The sequence below is a fragment of the Trichocoleus sp. Lan genome (assembly GCF_039961855.1).
Taxonomy (GTDB): domain Bacteria; phylum Cyanobacteriota; class Cyanobacteriia; order Cyanobacteriales; family FACHB-T130; genus FACHB-T130.
In genome coordinates this window covers 180,658-200,094 of sequence record NZ_JAMPKA010000008.1, presented here as the reverse complement: position 1 = coordinate 200,094, position 19,437 = coordinate 180,658, and the positions used below count along the sequence as shown (strand labels likewise).

The 19,437-nt window shown below is 46.6% G+C and carries 17 protein-coding genes; 11 read left to right on the top strand and 6 right to left on the bottom strand.

The window, feature by feature from the left end; translation table 11 throughout:
- The first annotated feature begins 101 nt into the window (after positions 1 to 101).
- Positions 102 to 1,289 carry a PepSY-associated TM helix domain-containing protein gene (locus NDA03_RS09750; RefSeq protein ID WP_190532439.1) on the top strand — a complete coding sequence of 396 codons (1,188 nt, stop codon included), beginning with the start codon at positions 102 to 104 and terminating at the stop codon, positions 1,287 to 1,289.
- 43 nt (positions 1,290 to 1,332) lie between these two features.
- Here NDA03_RS09750 and NDA03_RS09745 read toward each other — a convergent pair whose 3' ends face one another.
- A complete protein-coding gene (locus NDA03_RS09745; RefSeq protein WP_348237923.1) occupies positions 1,333 to 2,118 on the bottom strand; it encodes a response regulator transcription factor in 786 nt (261 codons plus the stop codon).
- A 463-nt stretch (positions 2,119 to 2,581) separates the two neighbouring features.
- On the opposite strand from NDA03_RS09745, the gene NDA03_RS09740 reads away from it, so the two are divergent.
- Both NDA03_RS09740 and NDA03_RS09735 read left to right on the top strand, forming a co-directional pair.
- A complete protein-coding gene (locus NDA03_RS09740; RefSeq protein ID WP_348237922.1) occupies positions 2,582 to 2,977 on the top strand; it encodes a hypothetical protein in 396 nt (131 codons plus the stop codon).
- Between the two features lie 119 nt (positions 2,978 to 3,096).
- On the top strand, positions 3,097 to 3,345 hold the full coding sequence (locus NDA03_RS09735; protein ID WP_190415582.1) for a DUF6761 family protein: 249 nt from the start codon (positions 3,097 to 3,099) through the stop codon (positions 3,343 to 3,345).
- A 382-nt stretch (positions 3,346 to 3,727) separates the two neighbouring features.
- Here NDA03_RS09735 and grxD read toward each other — a convergent pair whose 3' ends face one another.
- The 4 genes from grxD to NDA03_RS09715 all read right to left on the bottom strand — a co-directional run bounded on the left by grxD (position 3,728) and on the right by NDA03_RS09715 (position 5,566).
- The gene (gene grxD, locus NDA03_RS09730; RefSeq protein ID WP_190415580.1) at positions 3,728 to 4,051 is read right to left on the bottom strand and encodes a Grx4 family monothiol glutaredoxin; all 324 of its coding nucleotides are present in this window, start codon (positions 4,049 to 4,051) and stop codon (positions 3,728 to 3,730) included.
- Between the two features lie 69 nt (positions 4,052 to 4,120).
- Complete coding sequence (locus NDA03_RS09725) at positions 4,121 to 4,381, bottom strand: BolA family transcriptional regulator (protein ID WP_190415578.1); 261 nt, start codon at positions 4,379 to 4,381, stop codon at positions 4,121 to 4,123.
- A gap of 37 nt (positions 4,382 to 4,418) precedes the next feature.
- The gene (locus NDA03_RS09720) at positions 4,419 to 5,057 is read right to left on the bottom strand and encodes a hypothetical protein (RefSeq protein ID WP_348237921.1); all 639 of its coding nucleotides are present in this window, start codon (positions 5,055 to 5,057) and stop codon (positions 4,419 to 4,421) included.
- 383 nt (positions 5,058 to 5,440) lie between these two features.
- Entirely contained in the window at positions 5,441 to 5,566 is a 126-nt protein-coding gene (locus NDA03_RS09715) for a hypothetical protein (RefSeq protein ID WP_348237920.1), read from the bottom strand.
- A 554-nt stretch (positions 5,567 to 6,120) separates the two neighbouring features.
- On the opposite strand from NDA03_RS09715, the gene NDA03_RS09710 reads away from it, so the two are divergent.
- From NDA03_RS09710 to NDA03_RS09690, 5 genes are all read left to right on the top strand, one after another.
- A complete protein-coding gene (locus tag NDA03_RS09710) occupies positions 6,121 to 6,927 on the top strand; it encodes a metallophosphoesterase (RefSeq protein ID WP_190428945.1) in 807 nt (268 codons plus the stop codon).
- Between the two features lie 363 nt (positions 6,928 to 7,290).
- On the top strand, positions 7,291 to 8,523 hold the full coding sequence (locus tag NDA03_RS09705; RefSeq protein ID WP_348237930.1) for a DUF4336 domain-containing protein: 1,233 nt from the start codon (positions 7,291 to 7,293) through the stop codon (positions 8,521 to 8,523).
- A 613-nt stretch (positions 8,524 to 9,136) separates the two neighbouring features.
- Positions 9,137 to 10,144 (top strand): ATP-binding protein, encoded by a 1,008-nt coding sequence (locus NDA03_RS09700; protein WP_348237919.1) that lies wholly within the window; start codon positions 9,137 to 9,139, stop codon positions 10,142 to 10,144.
- A 163-nt stretch (positions 10,145 to 10,307) separates the two neighbouring features.
- The gene (locus NDA03_RS09695; protein ID WP_348237918.1) at positions 10,308 to 10,571 is read left to right on the top strand and encodes a hypothetical protein; all 264 of its coding nucleotides are present in this window, start codon (positions 10,308 to 10,310) and stop codon (positions 10,569 to 10,571) included.
- Positions 10,555 to 10,893 carry a type II toxin-antitoxin system RelE/ParE family toxin gene (locus NDA03_RS09690; protein WP_348237917.1) on the top strand — a complete coding sequence of 113 codons (339 nt, stop codon included), beginning with the start codon at positions 10,555 to 10,557 and terminating at the stop codon, positions 10,891 to 10,893. Before NDA03_RS09695 ends, NDA03_RS09690 begins: the two co-directional genes overlap by 17 nt.
- 103 nt (positions 10,894 to 10,996) lie before the next feature.
- On the opposite strand, the gene NDA03_RS09685 is transcribed toward NDA03_RS09690, so the two are convergent.
- Positions 10,997 to 11,578: a Uma2 family endonuclease gene (locus NDA03_RS09685; protein WP_348237916.1), complete on the bottom strand. Its 582-nt coding sequence runs from the start codon at positions 11,576 to 11,578 to the stop codon at positions 10,997 to 10,999.
- Positions 11,579 to 12,075: 497 nt separating this feature from the next.
- On the opposite strand from NDA03_RS09685, the gene NDA03_RS09680 reads away from it, so the two are divergent.
- From NDA03_RS09680 to NDA03_RS09670, 3 genes are all read left to right on the top strand, one after another.
- Positions 12,076 to 14,715, top strand: coding sequence for a response regulator (locus NDA03_RS09680; protein WP_348237915.1), 2,640 nt, complete (start codon positions 12,076 to 12,078; stop codon positions 14,713 to 14,715).
- Positions 14,712 to 17,006, top strand: coding sequence for a GAF domain-containing protein (locus NDA03_RS09675; protein WP_348237914.1), 2,295 nt, complete (start codon positions 14,712 to 14,714; stop codon positions 17,004 to 17,006). The genes NDA03_RS09680 and NDA03_RS09675 overlap by 4 nt, the downstream gene beginning before the upstream one ends.
- Positions 17,007 to 17,198: 192 nt before the next feature.
- Positions 17,199 to 19,304 carry a S8 family serine peptidase gene (locus tag NDA03_RS09670; RefSeq protein WP_348237913.1) on the top strand — a complete coding sequence of 702 codons (2,106 nt, stop codon included), beginning with the start codon at positions 17,199 to 17,201 and terminating at the stop codon, positions 19,302 to 19,304.
- Positions 19,305 to 19,437: the final 133 nt, after the last annotated feature.

Sequence of the window (19,437 nt, the reverse complement as noted above, 5' to 3'; positions counted from 1 at the left end):
TTTGTTCAGCTCTATTTGAGAGGAACTAGCCTTACTGAAAAGTATTAGATTAAACCCGCCCTGAGGAAGCCAGAAGACAAAATTCAAAGGAAGTCTTGCTGATGAAATTACGCAAACTTGCATTGATACTGCACCGCTATGTGGGTGTAATATTCGGTCTTCTGATACTTGTAATCGGATTGACGGGAAGCGCTTTAGTCTTTCACGAAGAGATCGATCGCGCTCTCAATTCCCATTTACATCAGGTTGTCCCGCAAGGCGAACTTGCTTCCGAGAGCCTGCGCGATCGCATATCCCCAGATTCAGCTTTACAGATCGTCCGCTCAGCCTATCCAGACTTGACACTGTCTTATATCGATCTGCCGCGAAAGCCAGACTCGGTGTACACGGTGGGGATGGAATCAAAGAAGGATGAGTTTATCTACGCTTATGTCAACCCCTACACTGGAGCGATCCTCGGCACACAACAGTGGGGACGCACGTTGATGACTTTCGTGTATGACATCCACTTCTCTCTCCTCGCTGGCAAGGTTGGCGAGAAAGTCGTTGGGATTTGTGGCTTGTTGCTGTTGCTGCTGAGCGTCTCTGGGATGATTTTATGGTCTGGTTGGAGAAGGCTCCTTTCCGGCTTCCAGATCAGGTGGCAAGCTCCCTGGCAGCTGGTCAACTATGACCTCCATAAGGTAGGGGGTATCGTGTCTGCTGTGTTTCTGCTCCTGATTGCTTCCACAGGAGCCGCAATGATTTTTCACGCGGAAACCGAACCAGCAATCTACTGGCTGACACAGACGCCACAACCTACTCCCTTAACGTCTACACCTCAAGTGGGCAAGTCACCTTTGACACTGGCAGAAATTTTGCCCAAAGCTGATGCGGCGTTGCCAGAAGGCAAAACCACCTTCATTTCTCTTGCTAGTAAACCGGATGGAATCGTCAGGGTCACGAAGAAATTGCCCCAGGAAATCCGCCCAGATGGTCGTAGCCGTGTCTATCTCGACCAGTACAGTGGGAAGGTCTTGCGGGTGGAAAATGCGCTGACGGTACCTCTAGGAACCCGGATTATGAATGAGCTGTTTACTTTGCACATTGGGATTTATGGTGGGCTGGGAATGCGGATTTTGTATGTGTTCGCTGGCTTGACCCCCACCGTTCTATTTATCACTGGCTTTGTGATGTGGCGACAGCGCCAGTGGGCGATCGCTCGTCGTCAAGAAGCGATCCGTCAGAGTCAGGGAATCCCAGAACCTCGCCCGAAAATCTACCCGACAACTGAAGTGCCTTGGATTTGAGGTGGGTGGCAAAGTTTATCTTATCTATCTTAAAAATTGATACTTAGCGGTGGCGGTTCTGTCCGCCTAGCATGGCAGGGGTAGCATGAGCAGGGAGCGGTTTGGAATCGTTCTCAATTATTGAGGCAACTGGTTCTGCTCCCTTAAGAATCTCTGGATTGAACCGATAGCCCACGTTGCGGACAGTTTGAATCATGCTGGGTTGTCGAGGATCGGTTTCAATTTTCTTGCGTAGGGAGAGGACGTGAGTATCAATGGTGCGTGGATTATCGATAGCGTCAGGCCAAGCGCGGCGCAGTAGTTCGGAACGGCTCAGCGCTACTCCTCCAGCCTGTGCCAGAACGTAAAGCAGGCTGAACTCTTGGGGCGTCAGGTCAATGAATTCTTCTTTGAAGCGGACGCGGCGTTGCACTAAGTCTATTTTTAGGTCGCCATAATCTAGGGACATCGGTGCAGCTGTGACCCGAACGCGGCGAACTAGCGCCTCAACCCGCGCCATAAATTCTTGCATCCCAAATGGCTTGGTCAAATAATCGTCGGCTCCCGCTTTTAACCCAGCGACAATATCGGCTTCCATACTGCGAGCGGACAGCATCAAGATGAGTACCTGTCCCTGTTGATGAAGCCATCGGCAAAATTCAATTCCATCGCCATCTGGCAGGTCGGAATCAAGGATTACGAGTGCAGGTTGGCGAGTATAAAACGTTTCTCTACCTTGATGAACGCCAGCGGATTGACACACCCAGTAGCTTGCTTGCTGTAAGTGCCAGCCCAGTAGCGATCGCAGGTGCGGGTTCCCCTCGATGATCTGAATGCAAATCGATCCCACGGTGGCATGCTTCCCTTCAAGCTGGTGAGATTTAGCTTAACAAAGCTTATGTCAGGATTCTGTAACCAGGGCTACGAGGGGTCTAGGCTATACAATTAAAAATTAAAAGTTAAAAGTTAAAAAATTCTATTAAAACTCAAACTTTTGTTTTATATTTTTAATAGTTTAAAAGAAATATTACAGATTTAGGGCGAGTCTGAAGTCAAAGCTGCCATTTCACCAAGCAGTCAGTAAAATGAAAGTTAACGAAGGGTAACGTTTAGTCAAGTTTACTGAACGATGCCATGCCAAAAGCTTCCGATGACCAAATTAGTATACCTAGCTAAAGCAAGCAGGATGTCTTTCCTACTAGAAACCCACTGAGTGAGGCACAAGGCATGCGTGAGGCACAAGGCATGAGACAAATCGCGTTTTGGATATACCAGGCACGGGACAACAGGCACCTCTATCCTGGTAATCGGAAATGTGGTTAAAAAACCGGAATTTTATTGACAAAAGCTTAAAATTCTGCTTATTACAGAGACAGTCTTTGTCAACCGGCGGTTTAAACCAGCTAACGACTAAATTCAAGTGCTTGCTAGAAAAGATGGCACAAATCGCTCGGCAGGGGCATGACGTTGGGGATCAAGTTTTCTACGATGAAACTAAAGTGAAAGCGATCGCGCAACTCGCTGCTCCCGGAAGGATGAGTTTTGGTTTTATTCCCTTAATTTTCAAGGAACACAACCAAGCGTTCTCTCATCACCAAACTGGGGTGCATTCGTTTTCGGTTTCCGCACCGCAACTCCAAACCGCTGTAGTTCTGGTTAAGACACTAGCCTTAACTGAAGCAAACCCGAAGTACGCTTGCGTTTTCTAGCGCCTAGCGCCTAGCGCCCTTAATGAGTTGCCAGAATCAAAGCTAACCGCTTAGAGCGAAAGTTTCCTTCTTGCGACTTCACCCCTTATACTTCTAATTCAAACCTGATACTTCCGACCATGCTACAGGACTCTCAAACCATCCGCTACTACCAAAGACTCACCGACGCCCTCGTCGAAATGTGGAATCGGGGTTATCGTTTCGATGATTTGCGGCTGTTTTTAGATGGCTATCTCGCAGCTATGCGTCATTCTAACGTTCTGGAACCCTTTCTCATCCACCGCTTAGAAGAAGAAGTTACCCGTTACATTTACGATCCATCCAACTTTGACATGACCCAGACTCAACCTAAATCGGACTATTATTAGTTCGGGTTAGCTGCTTTGGTCAAGCTGAGGCTATCAGCATCAGCCTTGCCATCGTTGCCTGTGGATAATGTGGTTAAATTGCCCACAGGGATCGGGTTTGGGTAGACAACAGCGATCTTCCGGGTGCTGTTTATCTTTGAAGTTCAGCAGCTTCGGAATTTTTATACAGCCGATAAGGAAAAATTTGAAAAAAGAGCGATCGCCCTTAGTATCGTTTACGTCCTAGTCCAGTCAATAATTTTATTTAGGATGATTTAGGCTGCACAGCTTTTGAATGAGCTTTTAAATTTAGTCGCAAGTTATCCTAAACCCAGTAAAAATTCCCTCCTAGATTCTTAATTTGAAGAACCAGGAGGGAATTTTCAGTTCGTATCCCAAAGCTTTAGGAAGCTAAGGCAACTTCAACCATTTCCTGCAATTCGCCCTTTTGATACAGTTCAATCAGAATGTCTGAGCCGCCAACAAACTGACCATCAACGTAAACTTGGGGAATGGTAGGCCAATTAGAATATTCCTTAATTCCCTGCCGGATTTCCCAGTCGTCCAAAATATCAATCGTGTGGTAGGGTACGCCCAAAGTATTCAGAATTTGTACCACATTGTTAGAAAAACCACACTGGGGCATCAGCTTATTGCCCTTCATAAAGACCACAATCTTATGCTCTTTGAGCAAGCTGTCAATCCGCTCTTTTAGTTCTGGCGTCATAGTTCTGCTTGGAATGCCTCTATTTTCTAGTGTAATGCCAGTGCGCGAGAACGCAATTTTTATTCAGGTTCAACCTCGCTTGGTAGCAGCCTCCCAATCTTGGGGAGTATAGGTTTTCAGTGCTAGAGCATGAATCGCTTCTGTAGCCATCGCTTGCTGCACTGCACCGTAAACCAGTTGGTGCTGTTGTACAAGCCTTTTGCCTTCAAACTGCGACGAAACCACTGTCACTTGGTAATGGTCGCCACCGCCAGTCAGATCCTGAACTTGAATCTGGGCATCTGGCATTTTGGCTTTGATCATCGCCTCTACCTGATCTGGGCTAACCATTTAAACTCCCGTATCACTTCAAGTTGCTAATTCTAATCTACCGTTTAGGTGCAGAGGAAGATGAATTGGAGCGATCGCTCGAAGAATTAGCCGGTGCAGAATCAGGAGAATCGATAAATCCAATTTCTAGCAACTGCTGATAAGCTTTCTTGCCGAGATCCCGTGTCGGCTGCTGACTGCGAACAATCTGTATTAACAAAGGTACTGCCAAATCTGGCTGATTTTGCGCGCGATGTACCAACGCTAGCTGATAAGTTGCCCGATCTCGAAGTTGAGCAGCTTCTACAGCCTTGCGGCGCTGGCTCTCGTAAACTCGATTATCAATTCCCGAAAAGCTAGAACCCAGTTGTTGATAGAAATTGGACAACTGGTTAAAAACCTGACGAGCCTCTTGGAGCTTCTTGGCAGCTAGAGTATAGTTTTGCGAAGATACAGCACTATCTGCCTCACTCAGCAAACGGTTCCCTCCTGCCATACTCAATAAGCCACTGTCCGGATCGATGGGGCGGAGATTGTTTGGATCGGTTAAATCCGGTTGTGCTTGACTGGTGTCTTCTGGTAGAGCAGGGATTTGGTTCTGAGCCTGCACGGGTTGTAGCAGAGCCAAAGACACTGTCAAAGGTAGGCCAGCAAGGCAGGTAAAACCGAGACGACGAGCAGTTCCAGAAGATACCATAAAATAACCCTATTGGGGGGCTGAAAACAGAACGATGACAAACTTTGGGTATCTTAACATTGTCGGACTCACCAAGTTTAAGACCAGCCGCTGATAACTTCCCAAAGTCATGCCCTGTTTAGATTGACAAAACTATAAAAAAGTTTCCGAATATTCTTTAATAATATAAAAAATAAGGGTGGAGATTTTACGCGCAAAAGCTCAAATATCCCTAGAGCAATTCCATCTAATCTGATAAAGGACTGCGAATTTGGGCGGAGTCAAGGATTTCAATTGGATTTGTAGCCTTGTCCCGTCAACTTGCATCTTGTCCCTGCTGGTTGAAACCACCGTCACCCGTTCATCTGGCGCTAGGAGTTCCGCTAAGGGTCGATCCGCTATTTTTAGCTTAAATGGAGAAGAGCGGGCGATCGCGCGATCGGCGTGAGTCCGTAGCGATTTCTCAGCACCTCAACATCCTGTACACGAACAGGATATTGAACGTGTTGATGCAGCGATAGCGATCGCATCTTCTATTATCTTGTTGCTGCGGCTTGCTCAAGAAGAAGCGAATCTTTCCCTTAAAATTAACCATAAATTATCTGAACTAATTCGTGTGGCTTAACTCGGAAGCCAGCCACTAAGGACTATCAAGCAGTTATTTGAAGCGGCAGAAGAACAAGAGAAATAGGAAACGATTAGGCAAAGGCAAGAAGCCGAAGTAAGACACATCAAAGCGTTAGAGACGTTAGCCAAACGGGAAGCCGATGCTGAGAAAGATGTCGAACGGCTGCTAGGAAATTCTTAGGCGCAAGCTTATGATGAGGCGGTGAAGTTACTTTTGAACCTCCAAGATTTAGCACTCAATAAAAACCAAAAGCTAGCTTTTCGGACACGCCTAAACCAAATTCACGAGCAATTACAGTAGACGCCCTGCTTTTATAAAACGTTTAAATAATGTAGGTTTGATATAAACCTACATCTTGCTTCCAATCGGTCAGTGCCAGGAATAGCAGCAATTTCGCAGTTGAACTGGCGTCAAGATGACAACGTCTTTTCAAGGCAAACGCTACCCTTAAGCCCTATGCGGATTGCTTCTATTTCCGACCAACCCATTCATGAAATCCCCTTTATTACTGCTGCTGCGGCAGGTCATCTCCAGGTGGTTGAGCAAGTTTTACCGATTTTATCGGCAGAAGCTGACTCACTTCCACCTGGCTTAGACGCCATCATCATCGCTAGTGATTTACAGGGTATCAATCCCACAGATGGACGCCTTCTCGGTCATCGTGTCGCGGAAGAATTAGAAACTTTAGCGAACCTGGGACGAATTCCATCCCCACAGAAAACAGGCATTATCTTGGCAGGCGATCTTTACGCACGAAGCGATAAGCGTGGGGGTGAGGGAGATGTCCGCGAAGTCTGGCAATCTTTCAGTCGTCGTTTTCGCTGGGTTGCTGGAGTTGCAGGAAACCATGACATCTTGGGAAACACGCCAGAGGACATTAAAACCTTTAAAAAGGGGCGAGGTATCCGCTATTTAGATGGTGAAATTGCTGTGGTTGATGGATTTCGCATCGCAGGCATCTCAGGGATTATCGGCAAACCGACTAAACTTTGGCGTCGTTCAGAAAAGGATTTTCATCAAGCTATTCGCCAACTGCTCAAGGAGTTACCAGATATCCTAATTTTGCACGAAGGTCCCAACGATCCAGACGCGAAACTCATCGGAAATCAGTCAATTCGCGCTGAACTTGCCACAGCGAACGAGTTGTTAGTCATTTGCGGTCACTCCCATTGGAAGGTGCCGATGACTACGTTATTCCCAGGAGTCCAAGTTCTCAATGTAGACAGCCGCGTTGTTGTCCTCACGGTGGCAACGTCAGGGTAATTTGCTGTAAACCTTTTTTAAGGGCAAAGGGGGCAAGGGGATGATTCATCAACGGAAAAATCGGCTTTCTCCCACTCCTCCACTTTCCCACTCCTTGATCCTCTAAAAAACCTACCCTTGTGAGGGGGTTAGGTCTGCTTTATCTGGGAAGGATTGATCCTAATAGGGTAGAAAACGAGCGTTTGTTTAAAATCTAATTGTCATGCGGGTCTAGATTTTAGATAAAAATAAGTTATTGAGTCAAAAGTTTGCTTTCCTCCAGCAGCTAGAAATTCGACAAACACGGGCGTCAGCATTCATGAAGAAGGGGAAGGGGTCGTGGAGTGGATAGAACCGCTAAAAAAAGCGCACCAGACACACCTATTGAAGGCATCGTTTGGGCAGGGGCAAGATAGTTTGAGTATCAAACCTGGAGACTGGTCATGGCCTTTTTGGCTGGCTGTGCCACTCTACCCATACAGTCGGCGGCGGACACTCCGCAAAGAAGTCGTGAAGGACACGATCTGGACTTTTGACCAGATGCAGGGCATCCTCTACACTGTCGTACCGATTCGCATGACCGTCGTTAAGCTCTCAGAAGGAGGTCTTCTCGTCTATGCCCCAGTTGCAGCGACCAAAGAGTGTATCCGGCTGGTTCAGGAGTTGGAGGCGAAACACGGCGATGTTAAGTACATCATCCTGCCAACCGCTTCTGGCTTAGAACACAAGGTTTTCGTGGGTCCGTTCGCCAGACGCTTTCCTTTGGCACAGGTGTTTGTGACTGAGAACCAATGGAGCTTTCCGGTGAATCTGCCGTTGAGTTGGCTTGGTTTCCCTAGCAAACGGACTCACGTACTTCCGGAGAATAGCAAGGATGCGCCCTTTGCTGAGGATTTTAATTATGCGGTGCTGAGCATCGACTTGGGGCGAGGGTCGTTTGAAGAAGTTGCTTTATTGCACAAGCGATCGCGCACGCTGCTGCTGACAGATTCGGTACTTTCGGTGCCAGAGTCTCCGCCAGAGATTGTCCAAGTTGACCCATATCCCTTGCTGTTCCACGCCAGAGATAGCGCCTTGGAGCGGGTTGAAGATACTGAGGCGAATCGTCGCAAGGGATGGCAGCGCATTGCGCTGTTTGCTTTGTACCTCCGTCCCAGTGCTTTGGAAATGAGCGGGCAGGGTCAAGCTTTGCGCGATGCTCTGAAAGCACCAGATCGGTCAAAGAAGGCGTATTTCGGTTGGTTTCCCTTTAAATGGAAGGATAACTGGCAGCAGTCCTTTGAGGCGCTGCGAGGGGGCGGTCGCCCGTTCGTCGCACCGATTCTGCAATCGTTCATTTTCACCCAAGCGCCTCAGGCAGTCATTGATTGGGCGGACGAGGTGGGAAGCTGGAATTTCCAGCGAATTATTCCCTGCCACTTTGATGCGCCGATTGAGGCAACTCCCGATCAGTTCCGACGGGCGTTCACCTTCCTGAAGAAGAAGTCTTCTATCGGTGAGGGTTTCTTAGGGGGTGGAAGTCAGCCTTTGCCGGAGGAGGACTTTGAATTCATTAGAGAACTCGAAGAAAATTTGACTAAGCGCGGCATCACATCGCCACAAAAGGAAAAGGTATGAGGCGGTGATTTTTGCAATTAGGTTCTTAGCCTGAATATACTTCAATCACTATACCCCCAACCCTTCCTTCATCAGCTCTGCATTTGATTCCATCTATATAGCAGAAGTGGCTTTTGTATTCTTCTTCGTCGTTGCTGTCTGCATAATATGCGATGTATCCACCTGACATGGAACTATTGTAAAAATGCAGTTTTCTGCCATTAATATCTGTCGCTTTACTGCGACAGTCACTACAAATGTATGCCGGGTATCGAAGAGAAGGAGGCACCCCAGTATGACAAATGGGACAGGTTTGTGTGGTCATGCTCAAAACTATTTTTATACTTGTATGACTATAGCCTCAACTTAATCAAAACAACTGCTCAATAAGATGGGCAGAAATATGTATAACTGATTAAGTATTGGTGTAGGAGTAACTACCCTGACTAACACAGGAGCGATCGCTTCTCGTGCTGCTTTGGCTTTGGGAGAGTAGAGCTAGAGGGATAAGAATGCGATCGCGCCGTTGGCATTTCCAGATATCCAAGTATCCGTCGAGAGACTTTTTGCTTGAATGCGATCGCTCAATTTTTTAAGTATATGATGAGTGCTAGAACTCTAAGTAATGAGCAATATGTCCGAAGTAAAAATACCACACAGGTTAGAGCAAGATTTCCTATTGCCGTTTTTTCAGGAACTCCGCAATGCCCAATCCGAGCAACACGTTTTTATTGATTTTACACCGTTGTCCTATTCCTTTCCTCTGTCCATGTTAGTCGCTGGTAGTTATTTAAGGCAATGGATAAAAATTAGAAAGGAAAATGGACTTGATACCACGGAGAAGGGAATTGATGACACAAACTATGTTCACACCTACCTCATGCACTTAGGCTTTTTCAATTTTATCGGGATTGACAGAGGGAAGCAGATAGGTGAGGCAACCGGATCAACTCGGTATCTCCCAATACGACGTATTACACGTAGCGAACTAGAGGAATATGCTAGAGCATGCAAGGAGAAAATATTAGACGCAATTGAGTTTCAATCTAAAAGCTTGGCAAATATTTTATCTGCTCCTACAGCTAATATTCAAGACCTAAATACATACAGTTATGCAATCAGGGAGATACTCAGAAACGTCTTTGAACATTCTGGGGCTGATGAGTGTTTTTTGTGTGGACAACGCTGGCAGGATGGAAAAGCCCAAATTGCCATCCTTGATGAAGGATGTGGGATTTATGAAACAATTAAACAAGCCTATAATGCAAACAATGATGAAGAGGCTATTAAGCTTTCTGTGCAACCAGGTATTACAAGAACTAAGTCGTTTTCTGATGAGGAAAACATTCATGGAAACTCAGGATATGGTTTGTATGTTCTGTCTCAACTCGGAAGTAGCTTCGGTTGGTTTTCCATCGGTAGCGGCTCATCAAGGCTTACATGTGAGTCGCAAAATGAGCGTATAGATAATTTTGACTTCAACGGAACTTTTCTTGGCGTTCACCTCAACCGAACACTACACAGTTTTAGGGATGTTTTAAAAGATATTATCTCTGAAGGTGAAAAAGACGCTCAAGCAAAGGGTAGACGTAGGCTAGCTTCTTCGGTGTCGAAATCACTGAGTTTTACTGATAACGACTAACATTAATAAAAACAGCATAAATTTTGCTAGCGCTCTATGCAACCGGCAAAGTTGCGATCGCGCAAGCGAGAAGAGCAAAGCAGATCGCACTGCTATAGGTTGTCGGCAAGGGCGCAGGGGAAAATCAGTAGAATTGAGAGAATTATCAACCCTATTGCTACCTATGCTAAAAACTGTTGAAGGCATTTATCAGAACGGACAAATTGAACTGCTCGAACTGCCACAGGATGTGAGCGATCGCACCCAAGTTCTGATCACCTTTCTCGATCCTGGCAAAATCGATCCCACCAAAATACGCCAACTAATCGATCAGTTGGAAACAATTGCAGGCATTCAACAAGGCTTTGAGGAACTGGAGCGCGGTCAAACTCGCCCTATCGGAGATTTCATCCAAGAAATGCAGCAAAAGTATGACATTTCAGGTTGAGATTACCCCGATTGCCGAAGCTCAGATCGAGCAAGTCTACCAATGGTATCGAGAGCGTAATCCCGAATTTGCCGATCGCTGGTTTCGAGGGTTGATGAACGCGATCGCAACACTCCAAGAGAAGCCCCAACGCTGTGCTTTGGCAGTTGAACGCGAAATTTTTCCTGAAGAAGTCCGACAGTTACTTTACGGGAAAGCCAAAAATATATATCGAGTGTTGTTTACTATTCGAGAGACTACAGTTTACGTGTTGTACGTCCGCCATAGCGCTCAATCACCATTAACTGTAGATGACCTAGACGATTTAGGAGATGGAGTTTAAATAGGTTGTCGGTGAGGGCGCAGGTTCGATGGTCTTTACTTTAATTGTTTCCACCGACTTGGTTTCAAAATCGGTTGGGACAAGATAGCGATCGCTCTCATGTTCACGCATTAGCATTCTGAAGTCCAGGGACTTTCCGATAGATGGAAGCAATATCGCAGCGAAAATCGATACTTGCAAAGTAAACTTCATCTCCTTGTCGGTAGATTTGAGAAACCCAATTGCCTGAATCAGAAAGGCGAAAACACTCGACACTCATCTGAGATTGATGAATTAACACATATTCTCGTAAAGATGGCGACGTTTGATAGTCAGCAAATTTCTCTCCTCTATCAAAAGCTGCTGTTGAGGGAGATAGCACTTCAATGACCAAGATGGGATAGAGGATGAAGTCATCTGTAGAGTTTGTATCCCGCTCATCGCAAGTTACTGCAACATCGGGATAGTAATAGCAGTCTGCTGACTCAAGCCTGACTTTGATATCTGAAGAAAGAACAATGCAGGGGCTATCTTCAAGGTGATTATTGAACAAAGTAACTAAGTTGCCAGCAATAATAATATGAGGCTTCTTTGCCCCTACCATTGCATAAACTTGCCCTCGCCTATACTCATGTTTGATAGGACTGACTCGCTCTCCCTCTAGGTAATCTTCTCTTGAGATGTAGAAGTTTTTGCTAATAGTCATTGGGTGGTTTTTTAAAACGAGTGGCTATTTCAGTAATCTGCAACCAACTTTAACAAAGCATTGCCAAACTTGGCTTCAGATTCAGTTGGCGCAAGTAAAGAGCGATCGCTCTTTTGTTACTGACGGTTGTATACCCGGAAACACACCTTATTCATCCTGTACTCCCCTAGATAGAGAAAGGGAAAGTAACGACCGTAGAACTTGTTAAAGTAGTGATACTGTGGGGTCTTAATGCAGTCGTTTTTAAAACGATCGCTATTCATGCTACATTCCAATCCCTCCTGCAATTTAACAATAGGCTCAAACGCGCTACTTGTGGAGCAACAGCAACTTAAAGCCCTCAAACAGGAATTAGCATGGGCTGGGTTGCTAGTTTCCGAGCAATTCTAAAAACAAAAATTATAAATTGACATAACCGCAAGAATGTAGAGAAGGATGAAAGTGGTGTCTACCTCCAGGTATGTCAGCCAGACAATCCATTGATAGTTGATATAACAATGATTCCCGATAACGAAGCTGACCGACTCGCCGCAGTGCGTCGCTACGACATTCTTGACACACCTCCAGATGGAGCCTTTGACCGAATTACAGCTCTAGCTGCCCGGTTTTTTAATGTCCCGATTTCCATTATTAGCATCGTTGACCACGACCGGATCTGGTTTAAATCCCATCATGGGCTAGAAGTTCAGCAAATTGAACGCGAACCTGGACTGTGTGCCAGTGCGATTTTGCAAGAAGACGTTTACACCGTTCTGGATGCCGAAGTAGACCCCCGGACATTAGCAAATTCCTTAGTATCTGGGGAATTTGGACTTCGCTTTTACGCAGCGGCTCCCTTGCAGACACGCGATGGTTTCAACTTAGGCACTATTTGTGTAATCGACTCTCAACCCCGTCAAGTGACCGAAGCAGAAAAGGCAACTCTCAAAGACCTAGCCGCCATCGTCATTGATGAATTGGAACTGCGACTCTCCGCTCAAAAAGCCGTACAAGCTGAAGTTGCCCTACGGATGGCAGCACTGGAAGCAACGCGATCTAAAAGCGAATTTCTGGCGATGATGAGCCATGAAATCCGCACTCCGATGAACGGAGTCATTGGAATGGCAAGCTTGCTATTGGATACAGAACTAACGTTCCAGCAACGAAAGTTTGTCGAGATTATCAGTAGCAGTGGCGATTCCTTACTGAAAATTATTAATGACATTCTCGACTTTTCAAAAATCGAGTCTGGCAAGCTGGAATTAGAAGAACAACCTTTAAACTTGTTAGATTGCATTGAAGCTGCCTTAGATTTACTCGCTCCCCATGCTTTTGAAAAAGGCTTAGAACTTGCTTACCGAATTGAGACAGGAACACCTAGCATCGTGCTAGGAGATGAAATCAGACTGCGCCAAATTCTGGTGAACTTGCTAAGTAATGCAATTAAATTTACTTCTGCTGGAGAAGTCGTGGTTTCTGTAACAGCAACAGAAGTAATGGTTAATCAGGAGTCAGCAATAATTAGTCACCGACAAGAAAACCAATCATCCATTGCCCCTGATTCATTCCCTAAAACCTATTACGAAATCCAATTTTCCGTCAAAGATACCGGAATTGGGATTCCTTCAGACCGAATCAATCGTTTATTTAAGTCGTTTAGCCAGGTTGATGCCTCTACCGCCCGTCAATATGGGGGAACCGGCTTGGGACTGGTGATTAGCAAACGCTTGAGTGAAATGATGGCGGGTCAGATGTGGGTTGAAAGCGAAGTGGGACGCGGCTCCACCTTTTATTTCACGATCGTCGTCCGAGATTTTCCTGGCTGTCCACTTGTTGAACTCGATGCTGTCCAGCCGCAGTTAGCTGGAAAACGGCTATTAATTGTGGATGCCAACGTTACTAGCCGCCAGATTTTGATTTTGCAAACGCAATCTTGGGGAATGATGCCGAAGGCAACTGAATCGGGTGCCCAGGCGTTAAACTGGCTTCGGCAAGGAGAGCGTTTTGATATGGTGATTCTCGATAGGCAAATTTTAGGGATGGACGCCTTGAGCCTAGCGACAGAAATTCGCTCCTTACCGAACGCTCAAGCATTACCCGTGGTGATGTTGACAACGTTTGGCAAGGAACCGGGGGGGAAACAGTTAGATCGAGTAAAATTTGCAACCTTCCTGAATAAGCCGATTAAACAATCTCAGCTTTACAATACCTTGAGCGATCTGTTGGTACGAGAGCCGATCAAGGTGCATTGCGCACCCTTTACTTTCCCTGAGTTTCAGCTCCCCTTTGCCGAAAGTCTTCCCCTCCGAATTCTTGTCGCCGAAGATAATCGGGTGAACCAGAAGGTTGCTTTGCACATACTTCAACAGTTGGGATATCGAGCCGATGTTGTGAACAATGGGTTAGAAGTGCTGGAATCTTTGCGGTGTCAACCCTACGATCTGCTGCTGCTGGATGTGCAGATGCCAGAAATGGACGGTTTAGAGACGAGTCGTAACATCTGCCAAAAAGAATTGGCAACCGATGGGAGCGCAAAACCTTGGATTATTGCCATGACGGCGAATGTCATGCAAGGCGATCGCGAAACGTGTCTGGAAGCTGGCATGGACGACTATATCAGCAAGCCGCTCCGGAAGGAAGAGTTAGTTCAGGCTTTGCTGAGGTACAGGGGCACTGAGGTGCAGCGATACAGAGGTGCAGGGAAGTCGGGGATTGGGGAAGTCAAAAAAAGAGAGGGCGAAGCCACTACTTCACTGAATACTGAGTGCGGACAGGGTAGCGATGTAACATTATCATTCAGTACTCCTATTGATGCGAAGATCCTGGAAGCATTTGCTAAAACAGTGGGAGGGAAAGCCTCAAATTTATTGACTCAATTGATTCATTGCTATTTAGAAGATGCTCCCAAACTGCTGCAAGCAATGGAGACGGCAGCGAGTAACCAAGATGCGATCGCGCTCAGGCAAGCATCTCATACTTTGAAAGCCAGCAGTGCCGCTCTTGGGGCAGTACAACTGGCTACTTTGTGTAAACAGCTAGAAGCGATGAGCCGGACTGGAGAAATTGCGGGTGCATCCAAAATTGTTGTACAGATTGAAACAGAGTATGAAAAAGTGAAAACGGCTTTGCAGATGGAAGCACAATCAAGTCAGCAATGAATATTACTTGCACCGAACCAGATTCCTACCTTGTTCTGATTGTTGACGACGACAAATTCACGCGGATGCAGCTGCGCGCCATGATTGAACACGAAGGCTACACAGTGGCAGAGGCAAGTGATGGAGAGGAAGGATTAGCTGCTTACATCAGCCTACATCCAGATATTGTGTTGCTAGATGCGTTGATGCCGATTCTGGATGGCTTTAGTTGTTGTCGCCAGTTAAAATCACTTCCTCAAGGCGATCGCACACCTGTTTTAATCATTACCAGTCTTGATGACCGAGAATCTGTCAATCAGGCGTTTGAGGCAGGTGCTACCGATTACGTGACTAAGCCGGTTCACTGGGCAGTGCTGCGCCAACGGATGCGTCGTCTCCTCCAAGCGAGTCGAGCAGCGGAAGAATTACGACAGCAAAATCAGCGACAACGGCTAATGGGAGCGATGCTAGAGCGCATCCGCCAATCTCTGAATCTAGAGGAAATTCTCAATACTACAGCCAGCGAGGTGCGGCAATTTCTTCAGACCGATAGAGTGGTGATTTATCGCTTCAATCCAGATTGGAGTGGCATGGTGGAGGTGGAATCTGTAGATGAGCGCTGGACTCCTATTTTAGGGAAAACCATTGTAGATCCGTGCTTTGCTGAAAACTATGTCAAGCCCTACAAACAGGGTCGTATCCGAGCTACGGAGGATATTTACAACGCTGGCTTGAAACAGTGTTACATCGATTTAATGTCTCAGTTTCAAGTCAAAGCTAATTTGGTAGTGCCCATCTTGCAAAACAGGGCTGAGGAAAGGGAACCGGCGAGCCGGGAGGAACCTTCGCTCAGTTCCCAAATAGCCCCTAGCACGGATAGCACTCAGTTGTGGGGGCTGTTGATTGCTCATCACTGTTCGCAACCTCGGCACTGGCAACCGTGGGAGATTGATTTTCTCAGTTCGTTGGCAATTCAGGTAGCGATCGCGATTCAACAATCTGAACTTTACCAACAGGTGCAGCGGCTCAACACAAACCTCGAACACCAGGTACAGGAACGCACCAGCCAGTTGCAGCAAGCTCTCAAATTTGAAGCGATGCTCAAACGAATTACTGATAAAGTGCGTGACAGCCTTGATGAGAGCCAAATTTTGCAAACAGCCGTGCAAGAATTAGCACAAGTGCTGGGAGTTACATACTGCGATACGGCGTTATATGACATTAATGGGGCTACTTCCACGGTTTGCTATGAGTACACGCTTTCCATGCCTTCATCTGAGGGAAGCGAAATCCAAATGGCAAGTAATCCGGCGATTTACTCCCAATTATTGCAAGGAAAGCATTTACAATTTTGCAAAATAGGCCCTAACCCAATTCAGCCGGTTTCCGGTGAATTTTCAGTTTTGGCTTGTCCGATTTTTGATGACCAAGGGGTTTTGGGCGATCTGTGGTTATTAAACGATCGGGAATATATTTTTAACGAACTAGAGATTCGCTTATTACAGCAGGTTGCTAATCAATGCGCGATCGCAATTCGCCAAGCCCGACTTTACCAAGCTTCACTGGCTCAAGTTGAGGAATTAGAAAAACTCAATTTTCTCAAAGATGATTTTTTGAGTACGGTTTCTCATGAGTTACGCACCCCCGTATCCAACATGAAAATGGCAATTCAGATGTTGGAAGTGATTATGGAAGAAACCTGCAATTGGCGGGATGAAATCGCTAATAAAAGTGCGGAGAGACACCCAGGTTATTGCTATTTTGAGCTGTTAAATAATGAGTGTGACCGAGAGATTAATCTGATTAACGATCTACTCCACTTACAGCAACTCAATGCAGAGGCGCATCCTTTAGAAAAAACAGCGATTCATCTACAAGACTGGATTCCCCATATCGTAGAACCTTTTGAACAGCGAACCCACAAACACAAGCAAATCTTACAAGTAGAGATTCCCGAAGAACTGCCGATTCTAATCTCCGATCCATTCTGTTTAGCACGCATCCTCACCGAGCTGCTGAATAATGCTTGTAAATATACTCCGCAAGGAGAAAAAATTAAGGTAGCTGTCCGTGCTAAATCAGAAAAGCTTCAGCTCGAAGTGACTAATTCTGGGATTGAAATTCCCACGGATGAAATTCCCCGAATTTTTGATAAGTTCTACCGCATTCCAAGTAATGATCCGTGGAAGCATGGCGGAACTGGTCTAGGCCTGGCATTGGTTCAAAAAATGGTAGCTTATTTAGGAGGAACAATTAAAGTGGAAAGCGAATCCAAAATCACCTGTTTTTTAGTTGAACTACCGATTCTTTAATTTTAGTAAAACTTGTTAGCAGGTAATAAAGTAATTTACAATAATTGTCAAGAAATCTAAGAATTTCATTGAGATTAAAAATACAATATCGATAAAACAGAAAAGAAGAATCAAGAGATACTATGATGTTACAAAAAGAATAGAATTGCTATAGAGAATAAAAATAAAAAGTTAAAACTTAGCTGTTTACCAATGAGCAATGACCAATCTGCGGGTAGTGTGCCAGAAGAAAGCGTCGGTCGTATTTTACAGCGGGGGGGTGAAGAACTGGCATTGGAGAAAGTGAGCGATCGCTTCACGGTTCGCCCCGCTACCCCCGACGCTGCATCTGAGGAGTTGGCGCAAACGATTCCCGCCCAAGCACACCAGGAAATCCCCGGTAGAAGCGGGATGACTCCTCCCCTACAAGAATTCATTGTTGACCCATCCCAGCGAGACGAAGCCATGCAGGCGGCAAGAGAATCTGAGGATGTCGCCTTTGCCAGTCATGTCTATAAACTTAAGGAGAATCCGCAGACGTTAGTTTATCTAACGGATCAGGTGACAATTCAATTTGCCCCATCGGTGGATGAAGAAACGCAAAGAGCGATCGCATCCTTATTTGGCTTACAATTGCTGCGACCCGTTAGCGGTATTCCCAACACCTTCGTCTTCGAGGTCAGTTCGCAAGCACGGGAAAATCCCATTAAAATTGCCAACCGCTTAATGGGGCGACAAGAGGTACTTACCGCCGAACCCAATATCGTTGTTCGACAAGAAAAGCACTACCGACCCAAAGATTCCCTCTATCCCAAGCAATGGTATCTCAACAACCTTGGCGGATCTCAGATAGCAGTCGGTTCTCATATTTCGGTTGAGAAAGCCTGGGATATCACCAAAGGCATCCGTTCCATCGTTGTCGCAGTGGCAGATGATGGCTTCGACCTCAACCACCCAGATTTTCAGGGAACCGGCAAAATTGTTGCTCCTAAAGACTTCAAAGAACAAGACTTCTTGCCGCTACCTGGAGATGACAATGAAAACCACGGAACCGCCTGTGCTGGGGTTGCAGTCGCAGAAGAAACCGGCACCGGCATTGTAGGAGTCGCCCCAGGCTGTGCCCTGATGCCCCTCCGCACCACCGGCTATCTAGATGACGAAACCATCGAACAACTCTTTGACTGGGCTACCAACAACGGTGCTGCGGTTATTTCCTGTAGCTGGGGGCCAGCAGCCGTCTACTTTCCCCTGTCTCTGCGGCAACGTGCCGCCCTAACTCGTGCCGCGACCCAAGGACGAGACGGTAAAGGATGTGTCATCGTCTTTGCTGCCGGGAATGCAAATCGTCCCATCAGTGGCACGATTAACGAGCAGGGATGGCCTAATAACCTGCTAAAAGGCCCTACCCAGTGGCTAGGCGGTTTCACCGTTCATCCAGATGCGATCGCAGTTTCTGCTTGTACCAGCCTCAACAAAAAATCTGCCTACAGTAACTGGGGAACCAACGTCTCTGTCTGTGCCCCCAGTAACAATGCGCCGCCGGGAATGTGGTTTGAACAAACCGGCTATGTCAGTACCGCCCCCGAAGTCAGAGCATTGCTGCCTGGATTGGGCATCTTTACCACTGACCGACTCGGAGCCGCTGGCTACGACAGCAGCAACTTCACCAGTGACTTTGGCGGCACCTCCAGTGCTTGTCCCGTTGTCGCAGGCGTCGCTGCCCTCATTCTGTCAGCTAATCCCGATTTAACTGCAACAGAAGTCAGGCAAATTCTGCAACAAACCGCTGACAAAGTCGTTGACCCCGACCCCGACCCCCAATTGACTTTTCGATTGGGCAGTTACGATGCAAACGGTTTCTCGCAGTGGTTCGGCTATGGCAAAGTCAACGCTTTTAAAGCTGTTCAAGCTGCCCAGCAGCAGCGCGTCCAACCCTCCCAAGCCTCCCAAGCCTTGCACGGACGCAATGACAACCTCGTCCCCATTCCCGACTACAACTCCCAAGGCGTTACCAGCGCAATTAACGTAACTTACGCCAGTCCTTTACGAGATATCCAAGTCAGCGTCAACATTCAACACCAGTTTTTGGGGGATATCGAAGTTAGGGTGAGGAGTCCTAACGGAATTACGGTGCTGTTGCAAGGTCGCACTCTGGGTTCTACAACTCAATTGCAAGCCACCTACACGCTGCAAAATACACCCGCACTCCAGCAACTTCTCAACAAACCCGTAGCAGGCATCTGGCAGTTGTGGGTCGTGGATTATGCCCAGATGGATACAGGAACTTTGAACAGCTGGGAATTAACCTTGGGCATCTGAGTAGGGGCACTGCTGTGCCCCTACTCAGTCTTTTATCGGCAATCAGAGTATATTGCTGGATATATAGAAATAGCGGTAATGGTCGTGAGTAATGAGCCGTCTCCCATTACTGATTCCCTAAAAGCTCTTGTTT